This is a genomic window from Vibrio pectenicida (genome assembly GCA_024347015.1).
GTDB lineage: Bacteria > Pseudomonadota > Gammaproteobacteria > Enterobacterales > Vibrionaceae > Vibrio > Vibrio pectenicida.
The window spans coordinates 2678496-2693631 of sequence record AP024889.1; the positions used below are offsets into that span (position 1 = coordinate 2678496).

Genomic DNA, 15136 nt, shown 5'->3' on the forward strand with positions numbered 1-15136 from the left:
AACACTTTCTCCTTGCTGAATTTATTCATCTTCACCGAACCAACAAATATTACGTGCTGCCATAATAAGCTCACCAGCACGCTCTTCGGCAAGGTCTTCAATCCCTTCCAAATCATCAATACCCTGATCAGCAAGATCTTCAAGTGTGATAACACCTTTAGCTGCAAGTTTAAAAGCCAGTTCTCTCTCCAAACCATCTAAAGCTAATAAGTCTTCGGCAGGTTCAAGACCATCAAAAGACTCTTCTTGAGCCAAGGCTAGTGTGGTTAAAGCATCTTTAGCGCGATTTCGTAGTTCTTCAACTAAGTCTTCATCTAAACCATTAACTTCAAGTAACTCATTAACTGGTACATAGGCGATTTCTTCAAGCGAAGAGAAACCCTCTTCCACTAGCATTTGTGCGAAGTCTTCTTCAATATCTAGATACTTCATGAAGTTTTCAATAGACGTTTGAGACTCTTCAGTATGTTTCTTGTGTAAGTCTTCTACTGTCATAACGTTCAATTCCCAGCCTGTAAGCTGAGATGCCAAGCGTACATTTTGGCCATTACGACCAATGGCTTGTGCAAGATTATCTGCTTCGACTGCAATATCCATAGCATGAGCATCTTCATCAACGATGATAGAAGCTACATCAGCAGGGGCCATTGCATTGATAACCAATTGCGCTGGATTATCGTCCCAAAGCACAATATCAATACGCTCACCGCCTAACTCCCCCGATACTGCTTGAACACGCGCACCACGCATACCAACACAGGCGCCAACGGGATCAATACGTTTATCATTCGTCTTAACTGCGATCTTTGCTCGAGAACCAGGATCACGAGCAGCCGCTTTCATCTCAATAATTTCTTCTGCTATTTCAGGCACTTCCACCCGGAAAAGCTCAATTAGCATTTCTGGTTTAGAGCGCGTGATGAATAGTTGGAACCCACGAGCATCTGGGGCTACACGATATAAAAGGCCACGAACGCGGTCACCCGGACGGTTGTTTTCACGAGGAAGTTGATCATCTCGTAGGATCACGGCTTCAGCATTATTACCTAAATCTAGGATGATAGTGTCTCGGTTTACCTTTTTCACTACCCCTGTTACCAGTTCACCTTCATTATCAATAAACTGCTCTACGATTTGCGCACGCTCAGCTTCACGCACTTTCTGTACGATTACTTGTTTCGCTGTTTGCGTAGTAATACGATCAAATGTAACTGATTCGATTTCATCTTCCATGAAATCGCCCAATTCCATTGATTCGTCATCATACTGCGCAGCTTCCAAAGAAATCTCTTTCGTTGGGCTTTCTACTTCCTCGACCACCAACCAGCGGCGGAAAGTGTCAAACTCACCAGTTCTACGATCAATAGCAACTCGTACATCAATTTCAATACTGTGCTTTTTTTTAGTAGATGTCGCCAAAGCGACTTCTAGGGCTTCAAAAATACGTTCACGAGGTACCCCTTTCTCATTCGATACCGCTTCTGCTACCGCTAAAATTTCTTTACTCATTTTAAATAGCCTCTAAGACTTCAATTAAAATTTAGGGATGAGGTTAGCTTTTGAAATATTGCTCAAAGCAAACTCTTCTTCATTGCCGTCAATATTAACTGTGACTGTTTCACCTTCAATAGAATGGATAATGCCTTTCCATTTACGACGATTACCTACAGACATTTTCAAAACAATGCTGACCTCGTGACCAATAAATTGTTCATAGTGTTCTGCTTTGAAAAGTGGCCTTTCTAAACCTGGAGAAGACACTTCAAGGTTGTAAGCCACTGTGATCGGATCTTCAACGTCCATTACTGCACTTACCTGACGGCTAACTTCTGCACAACCATCAACTGTAATTCCATCTTCATGATCAATAAAGATACGTAACGTCGAATGTTCGCCTGCGCGAATAAATTCTAATCCAACTAACTCATAGCCTAATGCTACAACCGGAGCTTCAAGCATTTCAGTAAGTTGTCTTTCTAAACCAGTCATTTAAACCACTCCAGAAACAAAAAAAGGGCTCAGGGCCCAATTTAAATTCCAAGCAACTTCTAACTATCTCAAATAGAGATATTTAGATAACAAAAAACCCCGAAAGTCGGGGTTTTTTGATGCTGGACCCTTATACGTTAGATAATCAGACTTACCTAACTCACAGTTGCATAAAGCCACTGTGCAAACTTGCTTATCCCATAAGGATTGGTTGCGGGGGCCGGATTTGAACCGACGACCTTCGGGTTATGAGCCCGACGAGCTACCAAGCTGCTCCACCCCGCGTCCGACTTGTCAAGCATTATACGCTCTCCAAGGTGTTTTACAAGTTTGTAAACATGGTGCCGAGAGAGGGACTCGAACCCTCACACCTAAGGCACTAGCACCTCATGCTAGCGTGTCTACCAATTTCACCATCTCGGCAGCTAATTCTATTCTTTAGCTAGAAAGTAGCTTATTGAGGAATTTCATTGCCTGTTGGGGCTGGAACTTCACTCGCTGCATCATCAGCTTGTTGAATAACTTGACCTTGAGTCGGGTCAACCCACTGAGATTCAGTTTTATGAGTTGACATGTTACCTAACACTAAGCTGAGTACAAAAAAAACTGTTGCAAAAACTGCAGTCATTCGGGTTAGAAAATTTCCTGAGCCGCCTGCGCCAAACACTGTGTTTGATGCGCCAGCACCGAATGAGGCTCCCATATCTGCGCCTTTACCTTGTTGAATCAGCACTAGTCCGATCACACCAACCGCTGCCAACAGGTAAATCACAAGTAGAACTGTAAACATTGTTTCCACCTATGTTCCAAATTGTTGAGCCAGCGCCGCTCGAAATTACTTTCAGAACAAGGCTAGCGACCCCCTTATCGAAGGCCGAGCAATACTAACGAAAGGTTATTACGCTGACAAGTAGAATTTAAAAAAAAATGGCTTTAGAGCTATTAAGCGCTCAAAAAAAGGGCAAAAGTGGACACTTCCAATTTATTCATCCTAGCTATTAGCTTAAAGCGCTGAAAACTCAGAGCTGTATTCGATAAGACCACCACGATTAACAAACTCATTTTCGGCCAGCTCTAACACTTGAAATGCACCAGTGGGCACTTCCCACTGACATGAAAAACCGGACTTTTCACACGCCTCAAACCCAAAACGTGAATAATAATTAGGGTCGCCGAGCACAACGCACGCAGGATAACCAAATTCTTTAAGTGATGTTAAGCCTTCTTTTATAAGCTCAGTTGCCAAGCCTTGCCGTCGGTAATCAGCGTGCACAGCTAATGGAGCAAGGCCTTGCCAATTTAAATCATCACCATTGAGCCTAACAGGACTAAACATCACATAACCTATAATTTGTCCCTCATCATCGCTAGCAACTAATGATAGAGTTCTGCAACCATTTTCTCTTAGCCTCATCACTAAATTTGCTTCAGATTCTGTCTCAAAAGTAGATTTAAGTAACCTATCAACGGCAAGAATATCTGCCGGAGCTTCTGTTCTAATAAGCATTAACCACCTCACTTTACACTATGAGTAATTGTACCTCTTAATAAACGCAATCCGCCAGATGATTCAAAAAAGTTTGCAACGGTTTATGCACTTTTCACACCTTCACATTAACTACCAAACCACTTTTAACACGGTAATTAATAATAAATAAAGCAATTAAATTGAAAAATAAAATTATTTAGGTTTTTTTGGCACAAACACCCAATAATTTGACCGAATATATCAAACTAGAGAGTATGGAGTTAAAGGTTACGGCACACTAGGTCTAAAAAAGGCCGATACAATATCAGCCTTGTAAACAACTAACTTTAGTCAGCTTCCAACATCTCTACTGAGATTGAGGACGCATAGCTGGAAACAAAATGACATCGCGAATAGTATGCGTATTAGTAAACAACATTGCTAGACGGTCAATACCAATACCCTGGCCAGCTGTTGGTGGCAAACCATGTTCTAGAGCAGCAATATAATCTGCATCGTAGTACATAGCCTCATCATCGCCAGCATCTTTTGCATCAACCTGAGCCTTAAAACGTGCATCTTGATCTTCAGCATCATTAAGTTCCGAGAAACCATTTGCCACTTCACGCCCACCGATAAAGAACTCAAAGCGATCAGTAAAAAATGGGTTATCATCACTACGACGAGCAAGTGGTGAGATATCTGCTGGATAGCCTGTAATGAAAGTAGGCTGAATTAACTGTGGTTCAGCGGTTTCACCAAAAATCTCTTCCAGCAATTGGCCGCATGTCCAAAATGACTCCACTTCAACATGTACAGATTTCGCGATAGAAACCATTTTTTCACGATTTTGTAGATTCTCATCCGTTAACGCTTGGATCTCAGCATGATCTGGATTGTAGCGCTTTATTGCTTCAAACATACTCATACGTGCGTATGTGCCACCAAACTTTACTGTTTCATCACCATAAGGCATAGAGGTTGATCCTAAAACATCCATTGCTACGGTACTCAACATTTCTTCAGTAAGATCCATGAGATCTTTATAGTCAGAATACGCTTGATAGAATTCCATCATAGTGAACTCTGGATTATGCCGTGGTGATAGTCCTTCATTACGGAAGTTTCTGTTGATCTCAAAAACGCGATCAAAACCACCAACGACCAAGCGTTTGAGGTATAGCTCTGGCGCAACACGTAGATACATATCAATATCCAGAGCATTGTGGTGTGTGATAAAAGGACGAGCCGTAGCACCACCAGGGATAGCATGCATCATAGGTGTTTCTACTTCTAAATAGCCTTTCGCACTCATGAAGTTACGGATAGATGAAACCAGCTTAGAGCGAATAATAAACGCTTGACGAGAATCTTCGTTAACAATCAAATCCACATAACGCTGACGGTAACGCATTTCTTGGTCAGTAAGTCCGTGGAATTTTTCAGGAAGAGGCCGAAGCGCCTTGGTAAGCAATTCATACTCTTCCATATTAACGTAAAGGTCACCCTTGCCTGATTTATGCAATGCGCCTTTAACACCGATAATATCGCCAATATCTAGACCTTGATATTTAGTTTTCAGATCTTTCTGCACATCTTTTGCAGCATAAGCTTGGATACGGCCAGAGGTTTCTTGAATCACCAAAAAAGGGCCTCGCTTAGCCATGATACGGCCGGTAATTGCCACAACATGATTCAGCTCTTCTAGCTCTTCTTTAGCTTTTTCACCGAACTGTTTTTGTAGATCGCCCGCTAGTGCATCACGGCGAAAATCATTAGGGTGTCCATTCGCCTTGCACTCTTTACGGATTTGATCCAATTTAGCTCGGCGCTCAGCAATCAGCTTATTTTCTTCTTGTAGGTTTTCGTTTTGAACAGCATCAGTCATTGTTCGATGTATCCTGTTTCGCTTGAATGTCGGTAAAAAGCTTACAGACCTGATTTCAGGCTAGCTTCGATAAATTTGTCTAAATCACCATCGAGAACCGCTTGAGTATTACGGTTTTCAACGCCAGTACGCAGATCTTTAATACGCGAGTCGTCTAGAACATATGAGCGGATCTGACTGCCCCAGCCAATATCTGATTTCGCATCTTCATTAGCTTGTTTTTCAGTATTTTGCTTTTGAATTTCTAGTTCAAATAATTTGGCACGAAGCTGCTTCATAGCCTGATCTTTATTCTTATGCTGAGAGCGATCATTTTGACATTGAACAACCGTATTGGTTGGAACGTGCGTAATACGTACTGCTGACTCAGTGGTGTTTACGTGCTGGCCACCTGCACCCGATGCGCGATAAACATCAATGCGAAGATCGGATGGATTAATATCAATCTTAATATTATCGTCAATTTCAGGGTAAATAAAAGCAGAAGCAAACGACGTATGACGTCGCCCACTTGAATCAAATGGTGATTTACGGACCAAACGATGAACACCTGTTTCAGTTCTCAACCATCCGTAGGCGTATTCGCCTGAAACCTTAACGGTAGCACCTTTAAGGCCCGCGACTTCACCGTCTGATACCTCTATAACTTCAGTCTTAAATCCTTTCGCTTCAGCCCAACGCAAATACATGCGCAGCATCATAGATGTCCAGTCTTGCGCCTCTGTGCCGCCAGAGCCTGACTGTAAATCAATATAGCAATCGGCAGCATCATGATCACCGGCGAACATACGGCGAAACTCAAGCTTTTCAAGCTTACCCTCTAGTTCAGCCAATTCTGGTTCAATCTCGTCAAAAGTTTCTTGATCTTCTTCTTCTACAGCGAGCTCGAGTAGGCCGTCAACATCTTCAACACCTTGAACAAGCTGATCTATTGTTTCCACAACCGCCTCAAGAGACGCTCTTTCTTTTCCTAATGCCTGCGCACGCTCAGGTTCATTCCAGACATCAGGTTGCTCTAGTTCTGCGTTGACTTCTTCAAGGCGCTCTTGCTTAGCGTCATAGTCAAAGGTACCCCCTCAGGACATTCGTGCGCTCAGACACGTCCTTAAGGCGGTTTTTAATTGGATTGATTTCAAACATGTTTGCTCAACATTTATGAGTAGAATTTAACCGAAAGATTGTACTGAAAAGTGTGATGAAGATACAGGGTTTTTTGAAAGTGAAACGCGAGTCCGTACACAAAAAATCCCCCTACAAAGTTAAGCCAAGCAGGAGGATTTTAAGCTTAAAAGACTAGGGAGTTACGCCGCCTCTTTATTTATAGTCGGCTGCTCTGACTTACCAATAAAGAACATGCATACCATAGTGACGAGAGTTGGCAGTAACCATCCCATACCAAGATCAAACATAGGTAAAACATTAAATGCAGACACATCCACCCCAGCAACTTTAGCTGCGTCAACCAAAGCAAAAAGAAGTGATACAGCCAGTACGGTTCGATACGCAAGTTTTGGATTAGGCAGAAGCTTGCGAACAAATGTGAGTCCAACAAGCGCAATGGCCACTGGGTAAAGAGCATAGAGCACAGGTACAGATAATGTGATTAATTGAGACAAACCGACATTCGCAACCACAGCACAAGCAACACCAATTATTATGACCCACCTTTCATATGATACAGGAGTCAAAGAGCTAAAGTAGTCTGAACACGCTGAAATAAGACCTATCGCGGTTGTCAAACAAGCAAGTAACACAATAACTGACAACACAACTTGGCCGTAAGGACCAAATAGAGATTGGATATACAGGCTCAGGATAACGCCGCCATTATCCGCACCTGATGCTATCGCAGAGCTAGTAGCGCCTAAATAGAAAAGAGATATATAAACAAAAGCTAAGCCAGCAGCCGCAATACATGCAGCACTGATAAGGTATCTAGCTGTCGCTTTTTGTTCTGTGATCCCCTTCTGGCGTAGAGCATCAACAATCAAAACACCGAACATGAGTGAACCAAAGGTATCCATGGTGTTGTAACCGTCAAGAAAACCTTTTTGCAACGGATGACTTAGATATTCACCTTGAGCAAATAACATAGAACCTTGTGGGTCAACGAACACTGCCAGTGCTAAAATAATCAAGCCAATAAACAATACTGGGGTTAATATTTTACCGATAACATCGATCAATTTTCCCTGCGACCAAGCAAAAAACATCGCGACGGCAAAAAATAGCATAGAGAACAGAGCCAAATGTACCTCAGTGGCCTCTACAAAAAATGGCTTAACTGCCATTTCATAAGCAACAAGCCCCGTTCTCGGCGCTGCGAAAGCTGGGCCAATGATAATAAAGATTAATACGGCCATCAGCATAGCAGCACGTTTAGGTAAGTCTTGAGTAAGACACTCCCACGAGCCACCGGAGACTGCAATAGCAACAATTGTAATAAGAGGGAGACCCACTGCAGTTACGAGAAAGCCTATCATAGCCGGCATCATATTTTCACCTGCTAACTGGCCTGCCTGTGGCGGAAATATTATATTACCGGCACCTAAAAAGAACGCGAAAAGCATAAAGCCTAAAGCAATAATATCTGTTAATTTTAAAGTCTGATTCACAAGAGACCCTTTAACTATTTGTGATTGATGTTGTGTATGCTGAGCTATCCAAACAGGTTACCCAGTCTATAAATTTGGACGCGAATAATGACGAAACACACTCTTATCTGCAAGCCTAGGGACAAGAACACCATATAAATTTATAAATAAGGGTTATCAATAGCATTATTGACTAATTTAGAAATAAAAATAAGACAATAATATCGTTAGATAACACGAGTAAATATAACAAATAACAAACAAAAAAAACACAAATAAGAAACAATCATTCAGTATGTAGTTGTGAATAGAAGAAAATGAAAAATACTCAAACTAAAGACTTTGCATTCAAGCAATTTAAGGTAACTAGAGGACTCTCAGGAATGCCCGTGAGTACAGATAGTGTATTACTTGGTGCTTGGTGTGAGATAGGTATATCAGCAAGGATCTTAGACATAGGTACAGGAACTGGATTGCTCGCTTTAATGTGTGCTCAGAAAAATAATGACTGTTACATTGATGCAATTGAAATTGATAGGCAAGCTCTTTTAGCGGCAAAGAACAACTTCCTACAGTCTCCTTGGCATACTCGTTTAAACCTGCTGTCAGGTAACGTATTAACTTTTCCATTTCAACATAAATATGACGCAATTATCTGTAATCCCCCTTATTTTAACAATGGCGAAGTGGCTAAAACAAAAGAACGTGCCATTGCTAGACACACTTTAACTCTCAGCCATCAAGCTTTGCTAAAACAATGTCTCAACCTAATCACTAAAGAAGGCCATGCATGGTTTATTCTTCCTGAAATTGAAGGGAGAAGCTTCATTAGCCAAGCACAGAAACTTGGCTGGCATTTAGCCAAACTATGTGAAGTTCGCCCTACAAATAAAAAGCCGACTCATCGCCTACTCATACAACTGACGCAAACAGATGTAAAATCAGAAACTCAGCAACTAATCATTCGGAAAAATAAGCTTTATACTGACGAGTTTATTACCCTTACTCAGGCGTTTTATCTCAAGATGTAGAAATTAAGGTGTGATCCTTATCACCGAAGTCTCTATAATACTTTCCTTCGACTTTATTGTTCTCACTTACCAGTTTGTGGAGATACCAGAGTGATCAAAAATTTTGCTGAACTAGATCTCGATCCAAACCTGCTCATCGCAATAGAAGAAATGGGCTTTGATCGCCCAACTCAGATTCAAGCTGAATCTATTCCACAAGCTTTAGATGGCAAGGATATTCTAGCGTCAGCACCAACTGGCACGGGTAAAACCGCGGCTTTTGTACTTCCAGCATTACAATACCTGCATGATTTCCCCCGCCGTAAACCAGGCCCTGCACGTATTTTAATTCTCACCCCTACACGTGAATTAGCAATGCAAGTTGCCGAACAAGCTCGTTGTATGGCAAAACATGCTAACTTGAATATTTTCACTATTACTGGTGGGGTTCAATACCAAGAGCATGCCAATATCCTTTCTACAACGCAAGACATCGTCGTTGCGACCCCTGGCAGATTAATGGAATACATTGAAGCAGAGCGCTTTGATTGTCGAGCTATCGAATGGCTTATCTTAGATGAGGCCGACCGCATGCTCGATATGGGTTTTGCGCCAATAGTCGATCGCCTATCTTCCGAGTGCCGTTGGCGTAAACAGACTTTACTATTTTCTGCCACTTTAGAAGGTAAAGGCGTAGAAGGCTTCACTGCGGATTTGCTCAAGGAGCCTGCCAAAATTGATGCAGACCCTTCACGTCGTGAACGGAAGAAAATAGCTCAATGGTATCATCGTGCGGATGACCTAACACACAAACTCGCACTTCTAAAAAATATTCTGACTGAGCAAGCAGAGCGAACTATTATCTTTGTCAAAACTCGTGAACGATTGGCAGATCTTCGTTCAGAACTTGAAAAAGACAATATCCAATGCGCTTGGATTCAAGGTGAAATGCCCCAAGATCGTCGTAATAATGCGATATCACGTTTTCGTGATGGTACAGTCAACATACTGATTGCCACAGATGTTGCCGCTCGTGGTATTGATCTACCAGATATCAGCCATGTCATCAATTATGATATGCCACGTAGTGCTGATGTCTACCTACACCGTATTGGCCGAACTGCACGCGCGGGTAAAAAAGGTAATGCCATCTCAATCATTGAAGCCCATGACCAATCTATGATGGAACGTGTCGCTCGTTACGTGAAAGAAGAGATTAAAGAAAGATTTATTAAAGAACTTCGACCAAAACACAAAAAGCCTGTGTTTAAGAAAAAGAAAAAAGACGACAAGAAAAAATCTCAAATCAAAACTAAAAATAAACCCTCTAAAAATAAAAAATAAAAGCAACAGATATGTAAAAGGTAGGCACCATGGTACATACCTTTTACATTTTCATAGTTTGAAAATATGGCAGTGATCAGTGCTCACGAGTCGCACGAAATTCCACATCAGGGAAACGCTCTTTTGCTAAATTGAGGTTAACCATAGTCGGTGCGATATATGTCAAGTTATCTCCCCCATCAAGTGCTAGATTTACTTGATTTTTTCGCTGAAATTCATCTAAGGTTTTAACATCATCACACTCTACCCAACGTGCAGTTGCAACGTTAACACCCTCATAGATAGCTTCTACGTTATATTCAGCTTTTAATCGTGCAACCACGACATCAAACTGAAGAACACCAACAGCTCCGACTATTAGGTCGTTATTTTGCAGTGGACGAAAAACCTGTACTGCCCCTTCTTCAGACAGCTGCACCAGACCTTTTAATAACTGTTTCTGTTTGAGTGGATCTTTAAGTCGGATACGACGAAATAGCTCTGGCGCAAAGTTCGGGATCCCTGCAAATTTTAATGCTTCACCCTGAGTGAAAGTGTCACCAATCTGGATAGTTCCATGATTATGTAACCCTATAATATCACCTGCATAGGCATTTTCTGCTCTTGAGCGATCACCAGCCATAAAAGTAACGGCATCAGAAATATTGATTTGTTTCCCAAGACGAACATGGTTCATCTTCATACCTTGTTTATAGGTTCCTGAAACAACACGCATAAAAGCAATTCGATCGCGGTGCTTAGGGTCCATATTTGCCTGAATTTTAAACACAAAGCCAGAGAAATTGTCTTCGCATGCTTCAACTTTACGTTCATTTGCTTGGCGAGACATAGGTGCAGGTGCCCACTCAGTTAAACCATCCAGCATATGATCAACACCAAAGTTACCCAATGCTGTACCAAAATAGACTGGGGTAAGTTCTCCAGCAAGAAAAAGCTCTTGATCAAATTCAGGGCAGGCACCAATAACAAGTTCAAGTTCTTCACGCAGCTGTTGAGCTAACTCATCTCCAACCGCATGGTTCAATTCTGGATTATCCAGACCTTTAATAACTCGCCTATCTTGAATGGTATGCCCATGCCCCGTGGCGTAGAGAATCGTCTCATCCCGTTTAATATGGTAAATACCTTTAAACTCTTTACCGCACCCTATTGGCCAAGTAATAGGAGCACAAGCAATTCTCAACTCACTTTCGACCTCATCCAATAGCTCCATTGGATCACGTATATCACGATCAAGCTTATTCATGAATGTAACTATAGGGGTATCACGCAGTCGAGTAACTTCCATTAGCTTACGAGTACGATCTTCGACACCCTTTGCTGAATCAATTACCATAAGGCATGAATCGACTGCAGTAAGGGTCCGATAAGTATCTTCCGAAAAATCTTCGTGCCCTGGAGTGTCGAGCAGGTTCACCAAGCATTCGTTGTATGGAAACTGCATCACCGATGTTGTCACCGAGATGCCGCGCTCTTTTTCCATCTCCATCCAGTCAGACTTTGCGTGCTGGGCTGAGCCTCTCCCTTTGACCGTCCCGGCAGTTTGAATCGCACGCCCAAAAAGTAATACTTTTTCAGTAATGGTGGTCTTACCCGCATCGGGGTGAGAGATAATAGCGAATGTTCTACGTTTAGAAACTTCGCCCGTAAATGCTGTATTTGACATCAAAGGATCTTCTTAAGTATGGGCGCTAGTTACTGTCAGAATGAGTCATGATTTTTAAACTAGCTGATCAATTCTATTTTGCTGCGTATTCTCGCTTATATTGGCTTTGGGAGCAACAAAGACAAATAAATCTGCTTCAAATCCATTACAAATTAAAATATCAATAAATTTGGTCTATAACTAAAGGAGTAGAAGGAACCAGTTAAGATTATGCCTGCTAGCAAGAAAATAAATTCATTAGCATTCCGACAAGCAAAAACCGTGTTTCTAGTGTCAGTGATACTGGGAATCATTTTTAGCTTGTATCAAATTTTGGTGGATCTCCATCAAGAGCATAAACGGATAGAAGAACACTATCAGTTTAAACTGTTGCAGAATTACTCTAACGCCAGCCAAGCTGCATATCATTTAAACCAGCTACTGGCTGAGCAAGTAGCCTCAAGTTTGCTAATGGATAGCGCAATCTACCAAGTCGCCATTGTCGATGATTTTGGTGATGTCCTGACCGAGCAGGACCGAAACATAGCAATGGAGAGTTCTTTCACCGAAGCACTTTCTCATTATCTCACCCCTAACACGCCGGTGTACCAGACAGAGCTACATCAACCAAACTCGCATGTTGTTGTCGGTATGCTGCGTTTTTCAGTTAATGGGGCCAATATTGCAAAAAACTTTATCGCCAAAACAAGTCAGATACTTTTATTCGACTTGTTCAGAAATGTTTTACTTACCACGATATTACTACTGTTTTTCTATCAAAAATTATCAAAGCCTCTTGTCACTCTCATAGAGTGGGTAAAATCCCTGCAAAATAAGAAAACTGAAATATCTATGCCAAACCTTCATCGAGATGATGAACTTGGACAGTTGGCAACCACTTTCCATAATTTATGGAAAGACAGGGCAGCAGCAGAAGTCAAATTGAACCAATTGGCCTATTATGACTCACTAACAGGTTTAGCTAACCGAAGTTTATTGCTGCAAACTCTTGAAGAGGTAATAGAAAAAGCGAAGCAAGAAAACACCGCTGGAGTACTTTTCTATTTAGACTTAGATCGTTTTAAAACCATAAATGACTCTTTGGGCCATACCATCGGAGATCACTTGATTAAGGCCATTTCTAAACGAGTGGAAGCTTGGCTTGCTGATGATTATACTGCAGCTCGTATTGGTGGAGATGAATTCGCTATTCTTATGCCTTCAATTCACCCAGATCAAGCTCAAGATACAGCGCAACAACTACTTGCCTTGATCTCGAATCCTTATTCCATTGACGACCATTTACTCTACTGTACAACCAGTGTTGGGATCTCTGTATTCCCCTCAGTTAATAGTACCAATATCGACGTTTTACGTCAGGCTGATACTGCTTTGTACCGTGCTAAAGTCGCTGGAAGAAACAAATACATGTTCTACGAACCTGAAATGCAAGCTCAGGTGGAATCATTTCTTGAAATAGAAAAAGGCTTACATGAAGCCATCAATAAAGATCAACTTGAACTTTACTATCAACCGCAAGTTAGTGGGAACCAACAAATTGTTGGTGTGGAAGCTTTAATCCGCTGGAATCACCCTGAAAAAGGTTTATTACCACCCGGGGTATTTATGCCCATTGCAGAGGAAACCGGGCAAATATTGCAAATAGGCAACTGGATTATTGAACAAGCATTGCATCAATACGCAGCATGGCAAAAGCAAGGAGTTCTTCCTGATACCTTCAAACGATTAGCTATTAATATCAGTCCACTTCAGTTTTCTCAGCATAGCTTTGTTGAGTATATTCATGATGCACTAGCGCAAGCTGGTATAAATGGCGATCATATTGAATTAGAAATTACCGAGAACCTATTGCTGGAAAATGTTGAAGACGCTATAGAGAAAATGAGCAAACTGAAGGAGTTTAACCTCAAGATTTCTATTGACGATTTTGGTACAGGATACTCATCACTAAGATATTTAAAGCATTTGTCGGCAGATGTACTTAAAATAGACCGATCTTTTGTTACTCAAGTTCATTTGGACGAAAGCGATCAAGCTATTGTCGATGCCATCATAATGATGGCCGAAAGGTTGAATCTAGAAGTCATCGCAGAAGGTGTAGAAGAAGCTGCAGAACTCAATATTTTAAGAAAGTTAGGCTGTGACCAGTTCCAAGGTTATCTATTTGATAAACCACTTCCTGCTTCAGAGTTGCCTTCACGTTTTGAAGCAAATTTCTACCCGGTAGAAGGCTCTGAAACAGTTAAAGTAATACAAAAATAATTGCTAAAGAGCTAAAGAAAAAGATAACTCATTATTATGGCGTCTTCTTTTCCTCTATCTTTGGTGGGGTAATAGCCTTTTCTTCTATCCACCTCATTAAAACCAGCAACCTCATATAGTGTATAGGCTCTTTGGTTGCTTTCTCTAACTTCTAACCATGCACTTTCAGCACTGATGCTTACACACATATCAAGAAAAGCCTCTAACAATGCCTTACCATAGCCATGCCCGTGGTGCTCGGGATCAACTGCAATATTAAGTAAGGTAACCTCTCCTAGGATATTCTGAGCATAAAAGTACCCAACCACCCTATCATCTTTCAACAAGACATAGTGACAAGCACCTCTTCCATTAATATCTTCAATGAGATTTACAGACCATGGGTGAGTATGGGCTTGTGTTTCAATATAGAAAACCTCTGAGAGGTGTGCCTGTTTAAGCGAAGAAATATTTAAAGACATAAAAAGCTATAGTTTTTCACAAATTTGTTGCCACAAGGCTCGCCGTTGTTGCTGATCACCTTTAACACAAGACAAATCGGGGGAGTGTAAAACCTTACCCTTTATTCTTGAATCAACTTGGCATCCTGAAAACCATACCCAGTCTTGATTCTGGCTGGAAACAAGATTGGTATATTGTGGAAAGATATGTAAAGCATCCGCTAAAGTGAGTTCCATACTATGTAACACTCTCTCAAATAGCTCAGCATCTTCACCTGTTGGATAAGTCGGCGACAGCAAAACGAGTTTACATTTAGCTGGCAAATGAATAGGCACGGCCTGATAACCTACTAATTTATCAATATTTTGCAAATCATAGACCTGAATGCCCATTTCGTGCAGATAAGTATGCTCTATACTCGACATGAACTCGTTACATCGATGAGAAGAATGAGGATATTCTAGCATAAAATAA

Annotated in this window: 13 protein-coding genes and 2 tRNA genes; 3 read left to right on the plus strand and 12 right to left on the minus strand. The window is 41.4% G+C overall.

Annotated features, from left to right (window positions below; genetic code table 11):
* Positions 1–21: 21 nt before the first annotated feature.
* The 9 genes from nusA to brnQ all read right to left on the minus strand — a co-directional run bounded on the left by nusA (position 22) and on the right by brnQ (position 7960).
* Positions 22–1509 (minus strand): transcription termination factor NusA, encoded by a 1488-nt coding sequence (gene nusA / locus OCV27_RS12250; protein ID WP_125322540.1) that lies wholly within the window; start codon positions 1507–1509, stop codon positions 22–24.
* A 24-nt stretch (positions 1510–1533) separates the two neighbouring features.
* Positions 1534–1989, minus strand: coding sequence for a ribosome maturation factor RimP (gene rimP / locus OCV27_RS12255; protein ID WP_125322541.1), 456 nt, complete (start codon positions 1987–1989; stop codon positions 1534–1536).
* A gap of 208 nt (positions 1990–2197) precedes the next feature.
* A tRNA-Met gene (locus tag OCV27_RS12260) sits at positions 2198–2274 on the minus strand.
* Positions 2275–2328: 54 nt separating this feature from the next.
* Positions 2329–2412 (minus strand) — tRNA-Leu (locus tag OCV27_RS12265).
* A 31-nt stretch (positions 2413–2443) separates the two neighbouring features.
* On the minus strand, positions 2444–2779 hold the full coding sequence (secG, locus tag OCV27_RS12270) for a preprotein translocase subunit SecG (protein WP_125322542.1): 336 nt from the start codon (positions 2777–2779) through the stop codon (positions 2444–2446).
* A gap of 213 nt (positions 2780–2992) precedes the next feature.
* Positions 2993–3496 carry a GNAT family N-acetyltransferase gene (locus OCV27_RS12275; protein WP_125322543.1) on the minus strand — a complete coding sequence of 168 codons (504 nt, stop codon included), beginning with the start codon at positions 3494–3496 and terminating at the stop codon, positions 2993–2995.
* Positions 3497–3824: 328 nt separating this feature from the next.
* Positions 3825–5345, minus strand: coding sequence for a lysine--tRNA ligase (lysS, locus tag OCV27_RS12280; protein WP_125322544.1), 1521 nt, complete (start codon positions 5343–5345; stop codon positions 3825–3827).
* Between the two features lie 41 nt (positions 5346–5386).
* Positions 5387–6485, minus strand: a protein-coding gene (prfB, locus tag OCV27_RS12285) for a peptide chain release factor 2 (RefSeq protein ID WP_125322545.1) whose coding sequence is annotated in 2 segments (ribosomal slippage) — positions 5387–6409 and positions 6411–6485 — 1098 coding nt in all. Because the reading frame shifts where the segments join, the coding sequence is not laid out codon by codon here.
* A 161-nt stretch (positions 6486–6646) separates the two neighbouring features.
* A complete protein-coding gene (gene brnQ, locus OCV27_RS12290; protein WP_125322546.1) occupies positions 6647–7960 on the minus strand; it encodes a branched-chain amino acid transport system II carrier protein in 1314 nt (437 codons plus the stop codon).
* 296 nt (positions 7961–8256) lie between these two features.
* On the opposite strand from brnQ, the gene OCV27_RS12295 reads away from it, so the two are divergent.
* Both OCV27_RS12295 and srmB read left to right on the plus strand, forming a co-directional pair.
* Complete coding sequence (locus OCV27_RS12295; protein WP_125322547.1) at positions 8257–8970, plus strand: tRNA1(Val) (adenine(37)-N6)-methyltransferase; 714 nt, start codon at positions 8257–8259, stop codon at positions 8968–8970.
* Positions 8971–9060: 90 nt separating this feature from the next.
* Positions 9061–10293 (plus strand): ATP-dependent RNA helicase SrmB, encoded by a 1233-nt coding sequence (gene srmB / locus OCV27_RS12300; protein ID WP_125322548.1) that lies wholly within the window; start codon positions 9061–9063, stop codon positions 10291–10293.
* A 76-nt stretch (positions 10294–10369) separates the two neighbouring features.
* On the opposite strand, the gene prfC is transcribed toward srmB, so the two are convergent.
* Positions 10370–11959: a peptide chain release factor 3 gene (prfC, locus tag OCV27_RS12305; protein WP_125323091.1), complete on the minus strand. Its 1590-nt coding sequence runs from the start codon at positions 11957–11959 to the stop codon at positions 10370–10372.
* A gap of 210 nt (positions 11960–12169) precedes the next feature.
* Between prfC and OCV27_RS12310 the strand changes: the two genes are divergently transcribed.
* Positions 12170–14221, plus strand: coding sequence for a putative bifunctional diguanylate cyclase/phosphodiesterase (locus tag OCV27_RS12310; protein WP_125323090.1), 2052 nt, complete (start codon positions 12170–12172; stop codon positions 14219–14221).
* A gap of 11 nt (positions 14222–14232) precedes the next feature.
* Here OCV27_RS12310 and rimI read toward each other — a convergent pair whose 3' ends face one another.
* Both rimI and OCV27_RS12320 read right to left on the minus strand, forming a co-directional pair.
* Complete coding sequence (rimI, locus tag OCV27_RS12315; RefSeq protein WP_125323089.1) at positions 14233–14682, minus strand: ribosomal protein S18-alanine N-acetyltransferase; 450 nt, start codon at positions 14680–14682, stop codon at positions 14233–14235.
* Positions 14683–14688: 6 nt separating this feature from the next.
* Positions 14689–15129 (minus strand): DNA polymerase III subunit psi, encoded by a 441-nt coding sequence (locus OCV27_RS12320; RefSeq protein WP_245986849.1) that lies wholly within the window; start codon positions 15127–15129, stop codon positions 14689–14691.
* Positions 15130–15136 lie beyond the last annotated feature (7 nt).

What these genes read in the sequence shown, in the direction of transcription:
- prfC (WP_125323091.1), bottom strand. Translation starts at nt 11,959, where the DNA reads ATGTCAAATACAGCATTTACGGGCGAAGTTTCTAAACGTAGAACATTC.
- OCV27_RS12320 (WP_245986849.1), bottom strand. Translation starts at nt 15,129, where the DNA reads ATGCTAGAATATCCTCATTCTTCTCATCGATGTAACGAGTTCATGTCG.
- rimP (WP_125322541.1), bottom strand. Translation starts at nt 1,989, where the DNA reads ATGACTGGTTTAGAAAGACAACTTACTGAAATGCTTGAAGCTCCGGTT.
- rimI (WP_125323089.1), bottom strand. Translation starts at nt 14,682, where the DNA reads ATGTCTTTAAATATTTCTTCGCTTAAACAGGCACACCTCTCAGAGGTT.
- nusA (WP_125322540.1), bottom strand. Translation starts at nt 1,509, where the DNA reads ATGAGTAAAGAAATTTTAGCGGTAGCAGAAGCGGTATCGAATGAGAAA.
- OCV27_RS12275 (WP_125322543.1), bottom strand. Translation starts at nt 3,496, where the DNA reads ATGCTTATTAGAACAGAAGCTCCGGCAGATATTCTTGCCGTTGATAGG.
- OCV27_RS12310 (WP_125323090.1), top strand. Translation starts at nt 12,170, where the DNA reads ATGCCTGCTAGCAAGAAAATAAATTCATTAGCATTCCGACAAGCAAAA.
- OCV27_RS12295 (WP_125322547.1), top strand. Translation starts at nt 8,257, where the DNA reads ATGAAAAATACTCAAACTAAAGACTTTGCATTCAAGCAATTTAAGGTA.
- lysS (WP_125322544.1), bottom strand. Translation starts at nt 5,345, where the DNA reads ATGACTGATGCTGTTCAAAACGAAAACCTACAAGAAGAAAATAAGCTG.
- secG (WP_125322542.1), bottom strand. Translation starts at nt 2,779, where the DNA reads ATGTTTACAGTTCTACTTGTGATTTACCTGTTGGCAGCGGTTGGTGTG.